The 20,674-nt window shown below is 71.1% G+C and carries 18 protein-coding genes and 1 other RNA gene; 14 read left to right on the top strand and 5 right to left on the bottom strand.

The window, feature by feature from the left end; translation table 11 throughout:
- The first annotated feature begins 226 nt into the window (after positions 1-226).
- From IPK81_01535 to IPK81_01490, 10 genes are all read left to right on the top strand, one after another.
- The gene (locus tag IPK81_01535) at positions 227-460 is read left to right on the top strand and encodes a hypothetical protein (protein ID QQS12982.1); all 234 of its coding nucleotides are present in this window, start codon (positions 227-229) and stop codon (positions 458-460) included.
- 96 nt (positions 461-556) lie between these two features.
- The gene (locus IPK81_01530) at positions 557-898 is read left to right on the top strand and encodes a cell division protein ZapA (protein ID QQS12981.1); all 342 of its coding nucleotides are present in this window, start codon (positions 557-559) and stop codon (positions 896-898) included.
- A gap of 64 nt (positions 899-962) precedes the next feature.
- Positions 963-1,120, top strand: a non-coding RNA gene (gene ssrS / locus IPK81_01525) — 6S RNA.
- A gap of 124 nt (positions 1,121-1,244) precedes the next feature.
- Positions 1,245-2,585, top strand: coding sequence for a (Fe-S)-binding protein (locus IPK81_01520; protein QQS12980.1), 1,341 nt, complete (start codon positions 1,245-1,247; stop codon positions 2,583-2,585).
- A 76-nt stretch (positions 2,586-2,661) separates the two neighbouring features.
- Complete coding sequence (locus IPK81_01515) at positions 2,662-3,663, top strand: amidohydrolase family protein (GenBank protein QQS14919.1); 1,002 nt, start codon at positions 2,662-2,664, stop codon at positions 3,661-3,663.
- A gap of 67 nt (positions 3,664-3,730) precedes the next feature.
- Positions 3,731-4,297 (top strand): 5-formyltetrahydrofolate cyclo-ligase, encoded by a 567-nt coding sequence (locus tag IPK81_01510; protein QQS14918.1) that lies wholly within the window; start codon positions 3,731-3,733, stop codon positions 4,295-4,297.
- A 14-nt stretch (positions 4,298-4,311) separates the two neighbouring features.
- Positions 4,312-4,914 carry a hypothetical protein gene (locus IPK81_01505; protein ID QQS12979.1) on the top strand — a complete coding sequence of 201 codons (603 nt, stop codon included), beginning with the start codon at positions 4,312-4,314 and terminating at the stop codon, positions 4,912-4,914.
- A gap of 121 nt (positions 4,915-5,035) precedes the next feature.
- Positions 5,036-5,362: a hypothetical protein gene (locus IPK81_01500; GenBank protein ID QQS12978.1), complete on the top strand. Its 327-nt coding sequence runs from the start codon at positions 5,036-5,038 to the stop codon at positions 5,360-5,362.
- The gene (locus IPK81_01495) at positions 5,257-6,300 is read left to right on the top strand and encodes an MFS transporter (protein QQS12977.1); all 1,044 of its coding nucleotides are present in this window, start codon (positions 5,257-5,259) and stop codon (positions 6,298-6,300) included. The genes IPK81_01500 and IPK81_01495 overlap by 106 nt, the downstream gene beginning before the upstream one ends.
- A gap of 78 nt (positions 6,301-6,378) precedes the next feature.
- The gene (locus tag IPK81_01490) at positions 6,379-7,284 is read left to right on the top strand and encodes an NAD(P)-dependent oxidoreductase (GenBank protein ID QQS12976.1); all 906 of its coding nucleotides are present in this window, start codon (positions 6,379-6,381) and stop codon (positions 7,282-7,284) included.
- A gap of 3 nt (positions 7,285-7,287) precedes the next feature.
- Here IPK81_01490 and IPK81_01485 read toward each other — a convergent pair whose 3' ends face one another.
- Positions 7,288-10,806, bottom strand: a complete 3,519-nt coding sequence (locus IPK81_01485; protein ID QQS12975.1) for an indolepyruvate ferredoxin oxidoreductase family protein — start codon at positions 10,804-10,806, stop codon at positions 7,288-7,290.
- A 437-nt stretch (positions 10,807-11,243) separates the two neighbouring features.
- Here IPK81_01485 and IPK81_01480 point away from each other — a divergent pair, with 437 nt between their 5' ends.
- Positions 11,244-14,627 carry an FG-GAP repeat protein gene (locus tag IPK81_01480; protein ID QQS12974.1) on the top strand — a complete coding sequence of 1,128 codons (3,384 nt, stop codon included), beginning with the start codon at positions 11,244-11,246 and terminating at the stop codon, positions 14,625-14,627.
- A 33-nt stretch (positions 14,628-14,660) separates the two neighbouring features.
- Here IPK81_01480 and IPK81_01475 read toward each other — a convergent pair whose 3' ends face one another.
- Complete coding sequence (locus IPK81_01475) at positions 14,661-15,047, bottom strand: hypothetical protein (GenBank protein ID QQS12973.1); 387 nt, start codon at positions 15,045-15,047, stop codon at positions 14,661-14,663.
- Positions 15,048-15,211: 164 nt separating this feature from the next.
- Here IPK81_01475 and IPK81_01470 point away from each other — a divergent pair, with 164 nt between their 5' ends.
- From IPK81_01470 to IPK81_01460, 3 genes are all read left to right on the top strand, one after another.
- A complete protein-coding gene (locus IPK81_01470; protein ID QQS12972.1) occupies positions 15,212-16,753 on the top strand; it encodes a M81 family metallopeptidase in 1,542 nt (513 codons plus the stop codon).
- A gap of 16 nt (positions 16,754-16,769) precedes the next feature.
- Positions 16,770-17,660, top strand: a complete 891-nt coding sequence (gene uraD / locus IPK81_01465) for a 2-oxo-4-hydroxy-4-carboxy-5-ureidoimidazoline decarboxylase (GenBank protein ID QQS12971.1) — start codon at positions 16,770-16,772, stop codon at positions 17,658-17,660.
- 101 nt (positions 17,661-17,761) lie between these two features.
- Positions 17,762-18,733, top strand: a complete 972-nt coding sequence (locus tag IPK81_01460) for a tripartite tricarboxylate transporter substrate binding protein (protein ID QQS12970.1) — start codon at positions 17,762-17,764, stop codon at positions 18,731-18,733.
- 94 nt (positions 18,734-18,827) lie between these two features.
- Here IPK81_01460 and IPK81_01455 read toward each other — a convergent pair whose 3' ends face one another.
- The 3 genes from IPK81_01455 to IPK81_01445 form a co-directional block, all read right to left on the bottom strand.
- Positions 18,828-19,598 (bottom strand): VOC family protein, encoded by a 771-nt coding sequence (locus IPK81_01455; GenBank protein QQS12969.1) that lies wholly within the window; start codon positions 19,596-19,598, stop codon positions 18,828-18,830.
- Positions 19,599-19,708: 110 nt separating this feature from the next.
- Entirely contained in the window at positions 19,709-20,071 is a 363-nt protein-coding gene (locus tag IPK81_01450) for a hydroxyisourate hydrolase (protein ID QQS12968.1), read from the bottom strand.
- Positions 20,072-20,141: 70 nt separating this feature from the next.
- A complete protein-coding gene (locus IPK81_01445; protein ID QQS12967.1) occupies positions 20,142-20,606 on the bottom strand; it encodes a hypothetical protein in 465 nt (154 codons plus the stop codon).
- Positions 20,607-20,674 lie beyond the last annotated feature (68 nt).

Raw genomic sequence — 20,674 nt, 5'->3', positions numbered from 1 at the left:
TGTCAGGGGTGCGCGGCGCGACGGACGCGGCGGCGGGAATCCAGCGTCGGGGCAACGCGGCGGTCCGGCGTGAACGCCCGCTCGCCCGGGATAAGTCGGATGTGGACAACATGCCAGATATGGGGGATATCCGCCCCGAAGGCCCGCGAGATATTGACGGATCGACGCGCCGCGCTCATTCTAATTGCGGAAAAGCCGAGCGCGACGGCGGGGGAGAGAACTGCCGATGACGAGACTGGACGAGGTCAAGGGCAAGGTTAACAGCGCCCTGAGCCGCCTTGAGAGAATGGTTGAGGAACGGCTGCGCGACGAGACGGCGCGCGCCGACGCTTTGGCCGAGCGTCTGGCTCAACTTGAGTCCCAGCACGAGGATCTCAAGCGGGTCGCGATGGATGTCGAGGCGCGGCTCGAACGCGCCATGGACCAGATCCGCGCCCTGCTGACCGACGAGACGCGCTGACATCGCCGTATCGGACGCGTTGACCGCGGAGACGCCTTGGCCGACTATTCGACACGTCAATCAAACAAGAACGTTAGCCCCCCTCGAGAGTTCACCATGCCCCAAGTTTCCGTTCGCATCGGCGCGCGTAGTTTCGACCTCGCGTGCGGCGATGGCCAGGAGGACCGCCTCCACTCGCTCGCGGCCGACGTCGACGACGTGCTGACCGAGTTGCGGACGCAGAGCCCGAACTCGCCGGAGGCGCGCCTGCTGGTGCTGGCGGCGCTGATGCTGGCGGACCGCGCGCGCGAGGCGCGCGTGCAGGCCGACGCCGCCCGCGCCGCGATCGAAGCGCCGCGCGCCGAGCGGCCGGAGGGCGAGTTGATCTCGCTGCACGAGCTGTTCTCGGCGGTCGAGACGCGGATCGAGACCATCACGCGCAAGGTCGCCGCCGCCTGACGACGTGCCGCCCCGGCGGAGAGGTTGCCGCGGGGCCCTGCGCTCCCTACATTGCGGACGGGGCGGATTTCTGCGTGGTTCGTGGACCGCACTAACCCTGGGGCCAATGCTCTCCTCTAGGGAGCTGTCCCTGGCCTAGATCCTGGTCCTGGCCACACGGCGCCCACCTGCGCAAGCAGGCCACAGAGGTTGCGCCAGGTCCACGGCCGACGTGGTGCCGCCCCGCTTCACCTTCCGTCCGGACCGCCGCGCCCCGCCGGCGCCGCTCGGACACGCATCGACAACGCTCCCGCGTGGCGCATAATCGCCACCGATCCTTCCGAGGGCTCCCGGAGCGCCGCTGTCGATGACCGCCTACGCCGACCAGCTCGATTCCGTCGTCGCGCGCGCCGCGTCCGCGTGCGTGTCGTGCGGCGCCTGCTTCGAGGCCTGTCCGACGGCGCGAGAGATCGGCATGGCGCGCGACGGCGCGGTCGCGCGCGTCGGCGAGCTGAAGGCGCTGGCGGCCGGGGAGGCGGCGGCACCGGAGCTGACGCGCTGGCTCGACGCCTGCGACGGCAGCGGCCGCTGCGTCGACGCCTGTCCGGAGAACATCAACGTCCGGCAGTGGATCGCGGTCTCGCGGATGAAGGCGGTCTCGGCGGCGCGGCCGGAGGAGGCGCGCCGCGCCGCCCAGGCGAAGCGGTTCCGCTCGATGTCGCAGGCCGTGCGTCTGCTCGGCGCCATGCAGCTGCCGTCGGAGACGCTGTCGCGCGTGCTGGCGCCGGTCGAGACCCGCCACGCCGAGGTCCTTTTCTATACGGGCTGCAACGTGCTGCGCACGCCGCACATCGTGCTCAACGTCATGGACATCCTCGACACGCTCGGCGTCGATTTCGACGTCGTCGGCGGCCCGTCGCATTGCTGCGGCGTCTACCAGTTCCTCGAGGCCGATCTGCCGACCTACGAGCGCGTCGGCCACCGCACCTTCGAGCGCTTCGGCAAATCCGGGGCGAAGCAGGTGCTGACGTGGTGTCCGACCTGCACCAAGAATTTCGACGAGCTAGAGGCCGATCCGGCGCCGCCGTCCTTCGATCTCGCCCATATCAGCGAGTTCCTCGCCGCCAGCCTCGACCGCCTGCGGCCGGCGTTCGTCGACCTGCCGCCGCGCCGCGCCGTGATCCACGAGCATCAGGGGATCGGCGCGTCGCTGGAGAGCGTGCGGGCATTGATGGGGGCGGTGCCGAACCTCACCGTCGTCGATTTCCCGCAGGACAGCGGCTTCTCGTACGCCTGCGGCGGCGTCGCGGCGAAGTACAAGGACCGCGAGCGGGCGATCCACGCCGCCGTCGCCGAGGGCGCGCGCGCCGCCGGCGCGGACCTCGTGGTCACGATGTACCATTCCTGCCACCGCGCGCTGGCCGGCGCCGGCGCGTCGCATCCCTTCGAGGTCGTGAACTTCACCGACGTGCTGGCGGAGGCGGTCGGCAAGGGCGGCCGCGCCGACTACTACAAGCAGTACAAGAGCGGCGGCGACATGGCAGAGGCCGTCGCGGCGGCGCGGCGCTTCTTGGAGAGCAACGGCGTGCGCGTCGACGCGCGCACCATCGGGTCGCTGACCGCCGACATCTTCGGCGAGACTGGAATAGCGGCGCCGGCGGACGATTTCCGCCGCGCGATGACCACCGTCGCGATCGGCGGCGGCTGATCCGGCGCCAGCCGGACGAGGGGAGTGGGAAGCGATGACGGACGCGAAAACCGAACGACCGCTGGGCAACGTGCAGATGCCGGACGACGCCTGGGTGGCGCGGCGTGTCGAGACGGCGCTGGAGCCGGAGCTGCCGATCGTCGATCCGCACCACCACCTCTGGGAACGCTCGAACCACCGCTACCTGCTGCCCGACCTGCTGGCCGACACCGGCGGCGGCCACGACATCCGCGCCACGGTGTTCGTCGAGGCGATGGCGATGTACCGCGCCGATGGCCCGCCGGAGCGCCGTTCGCTGGGCGAGACGGAGTTCATCAACGGCGTCGCGGCGATGGCCGCCAGCGGTGTCTACGGCGCGACGCGCGCTTGCGCCGGCATCGTTGGCTTCGCCGACCTGTCGCTCGGAGACCGCGTCGCCGAGATCCTGGAGGCGCACGTACGCGTCGGCGGCGACCGCTTCCGCGGCATCCGCCACGCCGCCGGCTGGGACGCCAGCGACGACATCCGCAACAGCCACACCAATCCGCCCAAGGGGCTGCTGGGCGACGCCACCTTCCGCGCCGGCTTCGCGCGGCTGGCGCCGCTGAACCTGTCGTTCGACGCCTGGCTGTACCATCCGCAGATCCCCGAGCTCACGGCGTTGGCGCGCGCGTTCCCGGAAACCTCCATCATCCTCGACCATCTTGGCGGGCCGCTGGGCATCGGCCCCTACGCCGGGAAGGGGGAGGAGACGTTCAAGACCTGGAAGACCTCGATCATGGAGCTGGCCAAATGCCCGAACGTGACGGTCAAGCTCGGCGGGTTGGGCATGCGCATCGGAGTCTTCGATTTCCAAAAGCGCGCCGAGCCGGCGTCGTCGGAGGAGCTGGCGGCCGGCTGGAAGCCGTGGATGGACGCGTGCATCGAGGCCTTCGGCGCCGATCGCTGCATGTTCGAGAGCAACTTCCCGGTCGATAAGATCACCTGCAACTACACGGTGCAGTGGAACGCCTTCAAGCGGCTGGCCGCGGGCGCGTCGACCGCGGAGAAGACGGCGCTGTTCAGCGGCACCGCCAGCCGCGTGTACCGGCTGGCCTGAGATGGCGGCGGGCGCGCGCGACGGCGGAGTCGTGGCGCTGTCGGCGCTCGATGACGGCAAGCGGGTGATGCGCGCCACGATGCTGGCGCGCCGCGCCGCGTTCGCGCCGGATGCGCGCGCCTCCGCCGCCGCCGCGTTAATTGCGATCTGGGACCGGGAGCGCCCGGTGCCGACGCGCCGCGACGACGGCGCCGCCACGGTGATGGCCGGTTTCTGGTCGATGGGCGACGAGATCGACGTCCGCCCGCTGCTCGCGCGGCTGTCGGCGGAGGGCTACGCCATCGCGTTGCCGGTGACGCCGGCGCGCGGCGCGCCGCTGACCTTCCGCGCGTGGAGTCCCGGCGCCGCACTTCTACGTGGACCGATGGGCACGTCGCAGCCCGGTCCCGAGGCCGCCATCGTCGAACCGGACGCGCTGCTCGTGCCGCTGCTGGCGTTCGACGACGACGGCTACCGGTTGGGCTACGGCGGCGGATACTACGACCGCACGCTGGCGGCGCTGCGCGCGCGCCGCGCGGTCACCGCGATCGGCGTCGGCTTCGAGGCGCAGCGCGTCGATGCCGTGCCGCGCGGGCCCGGCGACGGCCGCCTTGATTGGCTGTTGACCGAGCGCGCCATGCTCGCGTTCGCCTGAGCGGGGAAGGGGCGATGACGGGGGCCGTGCTCGCGATCGACCTCGACAGCGTGCTGATGCCTCCAGTGGAATCATGGCGCGCGGACCTCGAGCGCGACTGGGGAATCGCGCCGGAAGCGTTCGCCGACGGCTTCCTGCGCGCGTCGTTCCGCGAGGCGTTGCGCGGACGTCTCGACCTCTACCAGGCCGTCGACGAGTATCTATCCGGCGTGGGCGTCGACGGACGCGCCGTCGAGTTCGTGACGTGGTGGTTCGATCGCGCGCCGGTTCCGGATTCGGGGCTGTTGACCCGTATCGACGCGTGGCGCCGCGCCACCGGCGGGCGCGTCTTCGTCATCGCGAACCAGGAGCACCACCGGATCGACCATCTGCGCCGCAGCGGCGGCATCGACGACCATGTCGACGAGATCCTGTACTCGGCCGCGCTCGGGGTGTGCAAGCCGGACCGCGTGTTCTTCACCAACGCTCAGGCCCGCATGGGTGTCGCGGCGGGCCGCGCGATCGCCTGTTTCGACGCCGACCGCGACAGCGTCGACGCGGCGCGGACCTGCGGCTGGCGCGCGTTCCTGTACCGCGACCGCCGTCAGCTCGCGGAGTTTCTCGACGCCGGCGCGTGAGGGCGTTTTCCAGATCGACAAGCCCGCGCCCGCCGCGTTCAATCGCCGCCGCCGGACGGTCCGGCGGGGAGACGAAGATGGAAGCCGGCGAGGCGGGCGAGGGCGGCGCCGGAACGATTCGATGACCCAGACCGAGAGCGAGACCGGCCCGTCGCTGGCCGCGCGGCGCGCGGCCCTGCTGCTGCTGCTGTCGGCGGCCACCGCGCTGAGCCAGTTCTACCGCGTGTCGAACAGCGTCATCGCGCCGGAACTGACGCGCGACCTCGGCCTGACCAAGAGCGACCTCGGCTGGGCTGGCGGCGCGTTCTTCCTCGCGCTGCTGGTGGCGCAGATCCCGTCGGCATGTGGTTCGACCGCTACGGACCGCGCCGCGTCGTGGCCACGATGTCGCTGCTGGCGATCGCCGGCGCGATCCTGCTGTCGCGGGCCAGCGACGCCACGTCGCTGATCGCCGCCCGCGGGCTGGTCGGGCTGGGATGCGCCGCCAGCTTCATGTCGGCGGTGCTGCTGTGCTCGCGCTGGTTCCCCGGCGCGCGCTACACCACGGTGCTGAGCTGGGTGTTCGCGGCCAGCAACATCGGCACGCTGGGCGCCGCGACGCCGCTGGCCTGGGCGAGCGCGACGATCGGCTGGCGCGGCGCCTTCCTCGCGCTGGCAGGGGTCACGGTCGTCATCGCGGCGGCGTTCCTCCTGGTCGTGCGCGACTACCCGCCCGGCAAGGCGCCGCCGCGGCCGGCGCGGCCGGAGACCTTCCGCGAGGTCGTCGACGGGCTGCTGGCGGTGTGGCGGACGCCGGGGCTGGTCCCGGTGCTTGCGATGCACACCTTCGCCTACGCCGCGATGGTGACCGTGCTGGGCGTCTGGGCCGGGCCGTACCTGCACGACGTCCACGGGCTCGACGCGGTCGGCCGCGGCAACGTCATGCTGGCGATGGGCGCGGCGCAGATCGTCGGCCTGCTGGTCTGCGGCCCGATGGACCGCATCCTCGATTCACGCAAGAAGGTCGTGTTGATCGGCGCCGGCCTGGCGGTGTCGACCCTGGCGGCGCTCGGCGCCATTGCCGGGCCGTCGTTCCATCTCGCGGTTTTCCTGATGATCGCGCTGCCGTTCGTGTCGTCGTACTCGATCGCCATCGTCGCCCAGGGCCGCGCGCTGTTTCCCGACGCGCTCGCCGGCCGTGGCGTGACCACCGTCAACATGGCGCAGGTGATCGGCTCGGCGGCGCTGCCGGCCGCGACCGGCTACATCCTCGGCGGCCTGTCGTCGGGCGCCGGGGCGGCGCCCGAGACCGCCTACCGCGTCGTGTTCGGGTTCGTCGCCGCCAGCCTCGCCAGCGGCCTGCTCGTCTATCTCCGCTCGCGCGACAGCCGGCCGTCGAAACTCTGACGCCGCGCCGGTGGCGGCGGGTTGTCGCCGGCGCCGCAGTCGATATGGTGCGGCGACACCCCAGCGCGGAACCAGACCATGACCACGGCGACACTCGGATTCATCGGACTTGGCACCATGGGCGAGCCGATGTGCCGCAACCTCGCGACCAAGTCCGGCCACCGGACGGTGGCGAGCGACATCGCGCCGGAGCCGTTGGCGCGGCTCGCCGACGCCGGCGTGGCCGATGCCGGCTCCATCGCCGGCGTCGCGGCCGCCGCCGACATCGTGTTCCTGTCGTTGCCCGGCGGCCGGCAGCTCGAAGCGGTGTGCCGTGGGGACGGCGGTCTGCTGGCGCTTGGGCGCGCCGGCCAGACCGTCGTCGATCTCGGGACGTCGCCGGTGCCGCTGACGCGGGAGCTCGCCGCCGCCTTCGGCGCGAGGGGCGTCGCCTACGCCGACGCGCCGGTCGCGCGCACGCGCGAGGCGGCGATCGCCGGCACGCTCAGCATCATGGTCGGCTGCCCGGATCCGGTGTTCGCGCGCGTCGAGCCGCTGCTGCGCACCATGGCCAGCGAGGTCAGCCACTGCGGCGAGGTCGGCGCCGGACAGATCGCCAAGATCATGAACAACATGGTGCTTGCGCAGACCGTCGTGGCGCTGGCCGAGGCGCTGGGCATCGCGCGCGCCGCCGGCATGGATGCCGGCCGCCTGTTCGGGACGCTGACCAAGGGTTCGGCCGACAGCTTCGCGCTGCGCAACCACGGCATGAAGGCGATGCTGCCCGGCGTTTATCCGGAGCGCGCGTTCTCGGCCGAATACATGCTGAAGGACGTGGCCTACGCGCTCGACCTGGCGCGCGCGTCGGGCTTCGCGGCCGAGGGCGCCGAGACCGCGCGGCGCTGGCTGGAGAACGCCATCGCCGACGGCGACGGCGCCAAATACTGGCCGGTGCTCGCCGAGGCGATGCGCCGGCGCGCCGAGGCGGCGCCGGCCAAGGGCTGAGGGCTATTCCGCCGCCATCGCCGCCGGCGCGTCGGGCCGGCGGAACGTCGCTAGCAGATTGGCCTCGCGCTCGCGGACCTTTGCGAGGTTGCGCTCCTTGACGTGGCCGAAGCCGCGGATCTGCTCGGGCAGCGCGGCGATCTGGACGGCCAAGGCGTGGTTCGCCCGCGTGAGCGCCGCGACCACGCTCTCGATCGTCGCCATGTACTCGCCGATCAGGCGGCGTTCGGTGCGCCGCTCCTCGGTGCGGCCGAACACGTCGAACGCGGTGCCGCGCAGGCGCTTGAGCCGGGCGAGGAAGCGGAACGCGGTGAACACCCACGGCCCGTACTCGCCCTTTTTCAGCTCGCCGGTGACCGGATCGCGGTCGGCGATCAGCGGCGGCGCCAGGTTGAACTTGAGCTTGAAGTCGCCCTCGAACTGCTGCCGCAGCTTCCTCTCGAAGCCGCCGTCGGTGTAGAGGCGGGCGACCTCGTACTCGTCCTTGTAGGCCATCAGCTTGTGCAGCGACTTCGCCACCGCCTCGGCGAGGCCCGTGCGGCCGCGCGCCTTGTCCGCCTCGGCGGCCGCGACCTTGTCGACGAAGGTCTTGTAGCGGGCGGCGTAGGCGGCGTCCTGGTAGGCGGTGAGCGCGGCCACGCGGGTGGCGACGATCTCGTCGAAGCCCGGCGTCGGCGGCGTCTCCTCGCGCATCTGCGGACGCGCGACCGCTTCGACGGCGGCCATGTCGTGGGCCGCCAGCCTGCCCCAGTTGAAGGTGCGGATGTTGGTGTCGACCGCCACGCCGTTGAGCTCGATGGCGCGGCGCAGCGCCTGCAGCGAGAGCGGGATCAGGCCCTTCTGCCAGGCGTAGCCGACCATGAACAGGTTGGTGGCGATCGAGTCGCCGAGGATCGCGGTGGCGATGCCGGTGGCGTCGATGAAGGTCGCGCCGTCGCGGCCGGTGGCCTCGCGGATCGAGCGCATCATCACCTGGGCGCCGAAATCGATGTCGTTGTCGATCACGAACGAGGCCGTCGGCGCCACGTGGCCGTTGATCACCGCGCGGGTGACGCCCTGCTCGAGGCGCGACAGCGCCGCCGGCGAGGCCGCCACGACCATGTCGCAGCCCAGCACCAGATGCGCGCCGCCGGCGGCGATGCGCACGGCGTGGATGTCCTCCGGCGTCGGCGCCAGGCGGATGTGGCTCATCACCGCGCCGTTCTTCTGGGCGAGGCCGGTGAAGTCGAGCGAGGTGCAGCCCTTGCCCTCGAGATGCGCAGCCATCGCGATCAGCGCGCCGACGGTGATGACGCCGGTGCCGCCGATGCCGGTGACGAGGATGCCGTAGGGCTCCGACAGCGGCCTGATCGCCGGCATCGGCAGGGCCGCGAACGGATCGGCCGCGACCGCGTCGGCGCCGGCCTTGCGGTTGCGCTTGAGGCGGCCGCCATGGACCGTCACGAAGCTCGGGCAGAAGCCCTTCACACAGGAGAAGTCCTTGTTGCAGTTGGACTGGTCGATTTGGCGCTTGCGGCCGAGCTCGGTCTCCAGCGGCCGCACCGACACGCAGTTGGACTGCTCCGAGCAGTCGCCGCAGCCCTCGCACACCGCGTCGTTGATGAAGGCGCGCTTCTGCGGATCGGGGAAGGTGCCGCGCTTGCGGCGGCGGCGCTTCTCGGCGGCGCAGGTCTGGTCGTAGACCAGCACGGTCAGGCCCTCGACCTCGCGCAGCTCCTTCTGGATCTGGTCGAGGTCGTCGCGGTGGCGGATCGTGACGCCGGGCGCGAAGTCGCTGCCCATCGGATACTTGTCCGGCTCGTCGGTGACGACGACGACGCGCTTGGCGCCCTCGGCCGAGACCTGGCGCGTGATCTGCGGCACGGTCAGCGGCCCGTCGTGCGGCTGCCCGCCGGTCATGGCGACGGCGTCGTTGAACAGGATCTTGTAGGTGATGTTGACGCCCGCCGCCGACGCGGCGCGGATCGCCATCAGGCCGGAGTGGTGGTAGGTGCCGTCCCCGAGGTTCTGGAAGACGTGCTTCTCGCTGGTGAACGGCGCCTGTCCGACCCAGGCCACGCCCTCGCCGCCCATGTGCGAGATCAGCGACGTGCGGCGGTGCGGCATCAGCATCGCCATGCCGTGGCAGCCGATGCCGGCCATGGCGCGGCTGCCGTCCGGCACGCGGGTCGAGGTGTTGTGCGGACAGCCGGAGCAGAAGAACGGCGTGCGCACGGTCTTCGGCGGCGGCGCCTGCAGCAGCTTCTCCTTGCCCTCGATGCGGGCCAGGCGCTGGCGCATCTCCGGGCTGTCGCCGCCGTGCTTCATCAGACGCTCGGCGACGAGGCGCGCCACGCCGGTCGGCGTTAGTTCACCCTCGGTCGGCTGCACGCGCCGGCCGGTCTCGTCGTATTTGCCGATGATCGCGGGCCGGCGGTCGGCCGGCATGTTGTAGAGCAGCTTGACCAGCTGGTCCTCGAGGATCTCGCGCTTCTCCTCGACGACGATCACCTCCTCGAGGCCGTCGGCGAAGGCGCGCGCGCCGACCGGCTCGAGCGGCCACGTCATGCCGACCTTGTAGAGCCGGATGCCGAGCTGCAGCGCCTTGTCCTCGTCGATGCCGAGATCCTCGAGCGCCTGGCGCGTGTCGAGATAGGCCTTGCCCGTGGTCATGATGCCGACCCGCGCCTTCGGCGGGTCGAACACGCGCCGGTCGATGCCGTTGGCGCGCACGAACGCCTTGACCGCGTCCAGCTTGTAGAGGTGCAGGCGCTTCTCCTGCTCCATCGGCGGATCGGGATTGCGGATGTTGAGGCCGCCCTCCGGCATCTCGAAATCCGGCGGGATCACGACCTTGACGCGATCGGGGTCGATGTCGACCGACGCGCCGCTCTCGACCGTCTCGGAGATCGCCTTGAAACCGATCCAGCAGCCGGAGTAGCGCGACATGGCGAAGCCGAGCAGGCCGAAATCGACGTATTCCTGCACGGTCGCCGGGTTGAGCACCGGCACCATCGCGGCCTGGAACACCTGCTCGGACTGGTGCGGCAGGGTCGAGGACTGGCAGCCGTGGTCGTCGCCGGCCAGCACGATCACGCCACCATGTTTGGCGGTGCCGGCGGCGTTGCCGTGCTTGATCGGGTCCATCGAGCGGTCGACGCCGGGGCCCTTGCCGTACCAGATGGCGAATACGCCATCGACGGTCGCCTCGGCGAACAACGTCGTCTGCTGCGTGCCCCACACGGCGGTCGCCGCGAGGTCCTCGTTGAGGCCGGGCTGGAAGTGGATGTTGTTGGCCTTGAGGTGCTTCTTGGCGCCCCACAGCGCGTGGTCGTACATGCCCAGCGGCGAACCACGGTAGCCCGAGATGAAGCCGCCGGTGTTCAGGCCCGCCGCGAGGTCGCGCTGGCGCTGCATCATCGGCAGGCGCACCAGCGCCTGCACGCCGGTCATGTAGACCCGCCCGCGCTCGCGCACGTAGCGGTCCTCCAACGTGTAGTTGTCGAGAAGCTGCTGGCCGTCGATCTTGGCAGGGGCGTTCATGCGGCGACTCCGGTGCGTCGGCGTTCTGTCGCGTGAAGTGTATCGCAACGCCGCCGCGCCGCTATAGCCGCCGCGCAGGGCTGGCCCGCCCGGCGCCGCTCGGAATTGTCGTGGTGTCGCGATAGAGGGGCGGGGATCGGGCCGGCGTATCGTGAAGCGCCCATGTCCGCGCCTACGTGGGCGGCATCGTCCACGGTGCGCGACCTGGTGGGACCCGCCACCGCCTCGCCGACGCGCGCCATGCGTCGCGGACGCCTATTCTCAAGCTCGACGACGGGGTGTCGTTTGGAAGGGTCAATATGCGCTCTTGTGAATATTAATAATATATAATAAAATCAGATAATTATAGTAAAAATACGACCTGATTTAATAGTTTCGTGGACGCACCTCGCATCTATTGCTATTCTGACTCCAAATTCAACCTTTACATAGTTGAAATGCCCACATTTATCGGCACCAATACGGACGACTCGCTCGCCGGCGGCAGCGGGTCGGATTTCGTCGATGGACGGCTCGGCGCGGATACACTGTTCGGGCTTGAGGGCGAGGACGTCCTCCAGGGTCTGGCCGGCGACGACACCCTCGACGGTGGCGAAGGCGCCGACAGTCTGACGGGTGGCGCCGGCGACGACACCGTCCACGCCGACGGCGACGATGTCCGCATCGTCGGCGGCTCCGGCTACGACACGGTCTTCTACGGCAACGGCGCCGACGTCGTCGACGGGCTGATCGACCTCGTCGCCGAGCAGTTCCAGCTCGGTGGTGGCAACGACGTGTTCGCGCCGGTGTCGGCGACGATCTGGAGCGACGTGGCGCTGGGTCTGGAGAATCTCGACGGCTCGAACGGCGTCAGGATCGACGGCGACGTTTCCGGCGACCAGGCCGGCCGCAGCGTCGCGGCGCTCGGCGACATCAACGGCGACGGCTACGGCGACTACGCCGTCGGCGCGCCCGGCCACGGCGCCGGCGACGCCGGCGCCAGCTACGTCGTGTTCGGGACGGCCGCCGGCCTGCCGGCGACCCTCTCCCTCGACACGCCGGACGGCTCCGGCTTCTTCCGCGTCTCCGGCGCGGACGCCGGCGCCTTGAGCGGCACCTCGATCCAGTCCGCCGGCGACGTCAACGGCGACGGCATCGACGACTTCGTGATCGGCGCGCCGGGCGCCGGCGGCGGCGCCGGCGCCGCCTACGTCGTGTTCGGCCATGGTGGTGGCTGGACGCCCGAGCTCGACGTCTCCGCGCTGACCGGGGCCGATGGATTCCGGATCGACGGCGCGTCCGCGGGCGACGCCGCCGGCGCGGCCGTGTCCTCTGCCGGCGACGTGAACGCCGACGGCTACGCCGACGTGATCATCGGCGCCACGGGCCTGGCCGGCGGCGACGGCGGCGCCTACATCCTGTTCGGCCAGTCGAGCTGGGCCGCGACGTTCGACCTCGCGGCGATCAACGGCGGCAACGGTGTCCGGCTGTCTGCGGACGTGGGTGACCAGGCCGGGACGTCGGTGGCGTCCGCCGGCGACGTCAACGGCGACGGTTACGACGACGTGCTGGTCGGCACGCCCGGGGCGGGCCGCGCCTATCTGGTGTTCGGCGCCGAGAGCGCGCATTGGACGCTGGTGCCGAACCTGGCGCTGCCGGGGATGACCGTGCTCGATGGCCAGCGGCTGACCAGCGACGGGACGTCGGAAATGGTCGTCGCCGGCGGCGGCGACATCAATGGCGACGGCTACGACGATTTCGTGATCGGTGAACGTGGCTCGAACGGCGGCGCCGGCGTCGCCTACGTGGTCTTCGGACACGGCGGCGAGCGCTCCGTCAACCTGCTGCTCACGGTCCTCGACGGCAACGACGGCGTGGCGTTCGAGGGCGCGGTGCCGGGCGAGGAGGTCGGCTACTCCGTGGCGTTCGGCGGCGATATCAACGGCGACGGCTACGACGACCTCGTCATCGGCGCGCCCGGCGAGGATCCGGACGGCGGCGCCGGCGCCGGCCACGCCTACGTCGTCTACGGCCAGCGGCAGTGGTTCGAGACGTTCGGCTCGGTCTCGCTGGCGGCGCTGACGACGTTCACGGGCATGCGCCTCGACGGCGTCGTCTCGGGCGACGACGTCGGCGTCGCGGTGTCCTCGGCCGGCGACGTCAACGGCGACGGCTACGACGATTTCATGGTCGGGGCGGGCGGCCTCGGCGGGGCGGGCGGCGCCTACCTCGTGCTCGGCGGCTTCCAGTACGGGCTCGGCGCGGCAGGCTCGATCTACGTCGTGCAGGGCCAGGGCGGCGACGACACCATCGTCGGCCAGGGCGCGAACGACACGTTGACCGGCGGCGATGGCGCGGATTCGCTCTATGGCGGCGACGGCGACGACCTGTTCGACGAGGCGCCGGACGGCGTCGTCGATACGCTCAACGGCGGCTACGGTAACGACTTCTACCGCCTGCGCGATCCGATGGACGTGGTCGACGAGTTCTCCGCGGGCACGGCCGGCTTCGACACTGTCTGGGTCTCGTTCACCGACTACACGCTGGCGCCCGCCGTCGAGGTCGGCGCCATCAACTTCGCCGGCCCGGCGATCCTGACAGGCGAGGAGGACGTGAACTTCCTGTTCGGCGATATCTTCGCCGACACGATCTACGGCGTCGGCGGACACGACCGCATCTTCGGCGGCGAGGGCGACGACACGCTCTACGGCGGCTCCGGCGACGATTTCCTGCACGCCAGCGTCGGCGACGACACGCTGATCGGCGGCATCGGCAACGACCACTACCGGATCGACGATCCCGGCGCCGACGTCGTGGTCGAGAGCGCCGGCGAGGGCACCGACCAGGTCTGGGTGGCGTTCTCCGGGCACACCCTCGACGACAACGTCGAGTGGGGCATCATCAATCTCGAGGACGATACGCCGGGCGACATGACCGGCAACGGGTCGGACAACACCCTGTACGGCACCGACGGCGTCAACACGCTGCGCGGCGGCGGCGGCGTCGACAACCTGCTCGGCTACGCCGGCATCGACGTGCTGTTCGGCGACGACGGCGACGACGTGCTGCAGGGCGGCCTCGACGAGGACACGCTGTTCGGCGGCGCCGGCAACGACGCCTTCATCGGCGGCGGCGGCTCGGCGAACACGTATTTCGGCGGCTCGGGCGACGATTTCTACCGTATCGACGCGATCGGCGACGTGGTCGACGAGACCGGCGGCTCCGGCGTCGACACCGTCTGGATCTCGGTCGGCACGACCTACGCCGCCACCGCCGGGGTCGAGGCGTTGGCGGTGAACGCGTACCACGCGATGGATATCTCCGGTAACGCGCTCGACAACCTGATCCAGGGCAACGACGCCGCCAACACGCTGCTCGGCGGTGACGGCAACGACCTGCTCTACGGCTACGACGGCGTCGACAGCCTCGCCGGCCAGAACGGGCTGGACACGCTGTTCGGCGGCAGCGGCGACGACTTCCTCAGCGGCGGCGCCTCGGCCGACTGGCTGGTGGCGGGCGCCGGCAACGACAGCCTCGATGGCGGTACCGGCGCCGACACGCTGCGCGGCGGCGACGGCGACGACTGGCTCGACGTCGGGGCCGGCGACGGCGCGGCGGACACGATCGGGTTCGGCCCGGGCGCCGGCACGGACACGGTCAACGGCTTCGGCCACGGCCAGGACCGGATCGAGGTCATCGGCCACGGCACGAGCTTCGGCGCGCTCTCGATCTCCTCGATCAACGGCGGCGCCGATTCGCAAATCGTGCTGCCGGACGGCACGACCATCGTCGTGCTGGGGTACGGTGGCGGCTGGGCCGCCGGCGACTTCATCTTCAGCTGACGGCCGCCGCGCCGCCCGTCAGCGCGCGGGCAATCAGCGCGCGGGCGCCGGGGCGGCTGGCGGGACCGCACGCATGTCCTGCTCGACCTGCACCAGCTCGTAGCCCTTGTTGCGCATGCAGAAATGCGTGAGCCGGTTCTCGTAGTAGAACCGGTCGGATTGGAGCCGCTGCTGCCACATCCAGTACTCGGGCCGGCCGGGGTATCCCCAGTAGCCCGGGCCCATCGTGATGAAACCGCGATTGAAGGCGAACTCGCGGAACGCCTCCTGCCCGGCCTGTTTGCGGCAGTCGGCGTAGTCCGCGCGCATCGTCTCGCTGCTCGCGCCCGACCGCTCCCACGTGTAGTTCGACGCGCAGGCCGACAGCGCGGCGGCGGCGCAGAGGCCCGACAGGGCGGTGGCGATACTTGGGCGGCGCATGGCGATCCCCGGCTCCGGACGACGGCGCGCGGTGGCGCGCGCCCGCGGCGGCGTATCCTCCCGCGCCATGGCGGAATTGTGAAGCTTCCGGTGACGGTCGACGGATGGCGCCGCCGCTTGATAGGGTCGGCGCGACAGTCGAGATCGCAACGAAAGGAAGACGCATGGCCCGCATCGCCGTCGGCGGTTTTCAGCACGAGACCAACACGTTCGCGCCGCAGCAGGCGACCTGGGAGGATTTCGCGCGTGCCGACGCCTGGCCGCCCTTCGTGCGCGGGCCGGAGATGATCGCCGCCGTCGAGGGCTTCAACATCCCGATCGCCGGCGCCGTGAAGGAGCTCACGGCGCGCGGCCACGAGGTCGTGCCGCTGTGCTGGTGCTCGGCGCCGCCCAGCGCGCACGTGACGCGCGACGCCTACGAGAAGGTCGCGGGCTGGATGGTCGAGGACTTGGAGAGGCTCGGGCCGTTCGACGCGATCTACCTCGACCTGCACGGCGCGATGGTGGCCGAACACCACGAGGACGGCGAGGGCGAGCTGATGCGCCGCGTCCGCGCGGTCGTCGGCGAGACCATCCCGCTGGTCGCCAGTCTCGACTACCACACCAACATGACGCGCGAGATGGTGGCCCGTAGCACGGCGATGATCGGCTACCGCACCTATCCGCATGTCGACATGGCCGACACCGGCGCGCGCGCCGCGAGGCTGCTCGACCGCCTTCTGCGCGACGGCCGGCCGCTGTTCAAGGCCTACCGCAGCTTCGACTTCCTCATCCCGCTGGTCTGGCAGTGCACCGACCTAGATCCCGCCAGGGGGATATTCTCGCTGCTGGAGGAGATCGAGCGCGGCACCGACGCCGCCGGCGCGCCGTCGGCGGGCCACAACATGGGCATCGTGTCGCTGACCCATACGCCGGGCTTCCCGCCGGCCGACATCGCGCAGTGCGGCCCCGCGCTGGTGGTCTACGCCCACGACCAGGCGTCGGCAGAGGCGGCGGCCGACCGCCTCGCCGCCGCCGTGCGGGCGCGCGAGGCCGATTTCGCCGGCAGGCTGTGGACGCCGGACGAGGCCGCGGAGGAGGCGATCCGTCTGTCGCGTACCGCGACGAAGCCTGTGGTGCTGGCGGATGTGCAGGACAATCCCGGCGCCGGCGGCACGTCGGACACGGTCGGCCTGCTGCGCGCGCTGATGCGCCACAAGGCGCGTGGGGCGGTGATCGGCATGCTGATCGACGAGGCGTCGGCCAACGCGGCGGCGGCCGCGGGCGAGGGGGCGATCATCCGGCGCGGCATCGGCGCCGTGGTCGGCTACGCCGGCGAAGCCCCGGTCGAGGCGGACTGGCGCGTCGCGCGCGTCGGCACCGGCGTGTTCACGGGCACCGGCCCGTTCTACGGCGGCGCCAAGTTCCAGATCGGTCCGATGGCGCTGCTCACCGACGACGAGTCCGGCGTGTCGGTCGTGCTCGCGACCAAGCGCGTGCAGGCGGCCGACAAGGAGATGTTCCGCCACGTCGGCGTCGAGCCCGCCAAGGTCCCGATCCTCGGGCTCAAATCGACGGTGCATTTCCGCGCCGATTTCCAGCCGATCGCCGAGGTGATCCTGGTCGTCCAGTCGCCCGGCGCGCACATCACGGATCCGGTCGAGCTCGACTACAAGCTGCTGCGGTCGGGCGTCCGATTGCGGCCGATGGGGCCGGTGCGCGCCTAGTCGGGGGGAGGCGGCCATGGAATCCGCACGGAAGCTGACGCTTGCCGAACTCAACTCGATGGACGCCGCCGCCTTCACGGCGGCGCTGGGCGAGGTGTGCGAGAACGCCACGTGGATCGTCTCGGCGGCCGCGGCGCGACGGCCGTTCGCGTCGGTCGACGCGTTGCGGGCGGCGCTGCGGGCCGCGATCCGCGCCGCGCCGGTGGAACGACAGACCGCGTTCGTCGCCGGCCATCCCGATCTCGCCGGGAAGGCCGCGCGCGCCGGGGACATGACGGACGATTCGGTCGCCGAGCAGGCCGGCGCCGGGCTCGATTCGCTGACCGAGGCCGGCTACGCGCGGTTCCACGCCCTCAACGACGCCTACCGGCGTAAATTCGGCTTCCCTTTCATCGTCTGCGTCCGCCGCCATAGCCGCGATTCGATCCTCGCGACGTTCGAGCGGCGCCTCGCGCAATCCGCGCCGGTCGAGTTCGACACCGCGCTGGGCGAGATCGACCGCATCGTGGCGCTGCGTCTGGACACCCGCGTCGAGGGTGTGACCGGGGTCCATGGGCGGCTCTCGACCCACGTGCTCGACACCCATCTCGGCCAGCCCGCGCCCGGCGTGGCGGTCGAACTGCGCGAGCTGTCCGACTCGGGCGCGCCGCGGGTGGTCGCGCGGATGGAGACCAACGCCGATGGACGGACGGACGCGCCGCTGATCGGCGGCCGGCCGCTGCCGATCGGCCGCTACGAGGTGACTTTCGCGATCGGCGCCTATTTCGCCGCGCGCGGCCTGGAACTGCCGGAGCCGCCGTTCCTCGACGTCGTGCCGCTGCGGTTCGGCGTCGCCGAGGCCGAGGGCCACTACCACGTGCCGCTTCTGGCGACGCCGTGGAGCTACGCCACCTATCGCGGGAGCTGATACGGCTTCGACCGCGTAATGGCGCGGCATTGGCACGAATCTCGCTTGTCGCGACGGTGCGGAGTTCCGCGCGGCGTTCTGACCACCAAGGAGGATACCCTATGTATGGACGTCGGAGCATCATCGCGGCGGCGGGCGCGCTGGCCGTCGCGCCGGGCGCGGCGCGGGCGCAGGAATGGCCGGCCCGGCCGCTCAAGCTGGTGGTCACGTTCCCGCCCGGCGGTATCAGCGACGTCGTCGCGCGGCTGGTGGCGCCCGGTCTGACGGAGCGGCTCGGCCAGACGGTGATCGTCGACAACCGGCCCGGGGGTGGCACCACGATCGGCGTGCGCTCGATGCTGTCGGCGCGCGACGACGCCCACACGTTGCTGATCGCCAACAGCGCGCCGATCTCGATCGCGCCGTTCCTGTTCGACACGCCGCCCTACGACCCGGTGAAGGATTTCACCCACGTCGCCCATCTGGCGTCGATGGCCAACGCCTTCGCGGTAAGCCCTTCGATGCCGGTGACGTCGATGAAGGAGCTGGTGGCGTGGATCAAGGCGCAGGGCAAGCCGGTGCCGTTCGGCTCCGGCGGCGCCGGCTCGATCGGCCACATCGTCGGCGAGATGTTCAAGAGCCAGCTCGGCCTCGACATGGAGCACATCGCCTACAAGGGAGCCGCGCCGATGTTCCAGGACATGATGGCGGGCCAGCTGGGCATCGCCATCAACGCGTTCCCCGAGGTGTGGACGCTGGCCAAGGACGGCAAGCTGCGGGTGCTGGCGCTGACCTCGACGACGCGGCCGGCGATCGCGCCCGACGTGCCGCTGGTCGGCGACCTCGGCTATCCGAAGCTGGTGGCCGAGAACTTCATCGGCGTCTCCGGACCCGCCGGTATGCCGGCCGCCGCCGTCGCCAGGCTCAACAAGGCCGTGCTTGAGACGCTGGCCGATTCGAAAGTGGCGGCGCGGTTCAACGAGCTTGGAATCGTGTCGTCGAAGATGACGCCGGCCGAGTTCACGACCTTCGTCACGCGGCAGGTCGCCGACTTCAAGCCGGCGGTGATCGCGTCGGGCGCCAAGCTCAACTAGACCCTCGACCCGACGCGCGCCGGCCGCTCCTGTCATCCCGAGCGCCGCCAGGGATGACGGGCGCGGGCGATCCATCGGAATCCACGCCTGATCGTCACCCGCGCTTGCCGACCAGCGCGAAGGCGGCGCCCTGCGGGTCCATGCCCTGGACGATCCAGTCGCCGCCAGGCACCTCCATCGGCCCCATCATGATCTTGCCGCCGGCCTCGCCGACGCGCTTGGCGGCGGCGTCGATGTCGCCGGTGTTGACGTAGTAGAGCCAGAAGGGGACGGGAATCATCGGCGGCTTGGTGAACATGCCGCCGATCACCTCGCCGCCGGCCGCGAACAGCTGGTAGATGCCCATCTCGCCCATGTCGATGGCGTCGGCTTTCGTCCAGCCGAACATGGCGGCGTAGAACGCGAACGCCGTCTCGCGGTCTCCGGCCAGCAGCTCGTGCCAGCCGACGCGGCCGGCGGTGCCCGGCGGCGGTGGCGGCTGGTCCGGGCTCGACAGCTTGATCATCGCCAGCGCCGCGCCGTGCGGGTCGGCGACGACGGCGAAGCGCCCGACCTCGGGGATGTCGGTCGGCGGCACGTGCACGGCGCCGCCGAGCGACGCGGCCTTCGCGGCCGCCGCGTCGACGTCGTCGACCGCGACGTAGCCGCTCCACGACGGCGGCGCGCCGGCCTTGCGCGCGTCCTCGGGCAGGTCCATCAGCCCGCCGATCGGCGTCCCGCCGGCGGTGAACATGGTGTAGGTCATGCCCGGCATCGGCGCGTCCATCGCGCCCCAGCCGACGACCGCGGCGTAGAACGCCTTCGCGGCCGCCTGGTCGGTGGTCATCAGTTCGAACCAGACGAAACGGCCCGCGGGAACCGGCATCGCGCGATCTCCTGTCGAGGCCGGCCGGAGCGGCCGGCGGCGCCTTGGAATCTCGCACGCGGCGATCCCGGCGTCAGCGTCCGGCGGTTCACATCGGCGCGAGGGCGGACCTAGGCGCCGCCGCGGAACAGCGAATAGCCCCACGCCGTCATCTTGAGAGGCAGATGGTAGTGCTGCGACGGCTCGGCGATGCCGAAGCGGAACGTCGCGTCCTCGACGAAGGCCGGCGTCGCCGCCGCGGGATCGCGCGCGCGGTAGTAGGCGCCGATCGCGAACACCGCCTCGTAGACACCGGCGGGCTGCGGCGTGTCGCCGATCGAGGGCGGCATCGGCAGCAGGCCGCGGGCGTCGACCGCGCCCTCGAACAGCGTCGCGACGGCGCCGTCCGACAACCGGCGCAGCGCCACCCGGAGGCCGTGCGCCGGCACGCCGCGGCTGACGTCGACGACATGGATCGAGATTCCGCCGGCCACCACGCGCTCCCTCGGTTTGACGACGCCCCGCAGGATCACACGCGCGGCGCCCGGGGTCGAGTGGCGACGGCTAGCGGCGGGCCGCGGCGTCGATCCAGAAACGGGTCTGGAGGTCGAAATCGAGCGGCGCCATCGAGTCGGCCATGCGGCTCGGGGCGCCGTTGCGCGGAAAGGAGGCGCTGCCTGCGCGGGTGAGATCGACCGCCGCGAGATGGAAATATAGCGTGTCGCGCTGGCGGCGGTGGAAGATCAGCTGCTCGCGGCCGCGGGCGCGGAACAGGCTGACGACGTAGCGTCCGTCAGGCCCCTCCGCCGCGAGCTGTTTGACGGGGATGTCCTGGTTGCCGTTGTCGAAGCCCATGATTCGCGGCGCCGACGGATCGAGCACCGTGTCGCGGCCCTCGGCGCGCAGCCACGCGAGCAGCTTTTCGACCTGCGGCGGCGCGACGATCGGGCGGGGACCGCGCCGGCCGCCCAGCCAGGGCGGCATGCTCTCGCAGGCCGCGACCGTGGTGGCGATTCCGGCGAACAGCATCGTCCGTCGCGCCATCGCGCCTGAGACCGCGCCGCGAGGGTCCGGGGAGGGGCCGGACCGTCGCGTCA

The organism is Rhodospirillales bacterium, from assembly GCA_016699855.1.
Classification (GTDB): Bacteria; Pseudomonadota; Alphaproteobacteria; order Reyranellales; family Reyranellaceae.
Note: the sequence above shows the minus strand (reverse complement) of the source record. Positions and strands in the feature narration are given on the sequence as shown.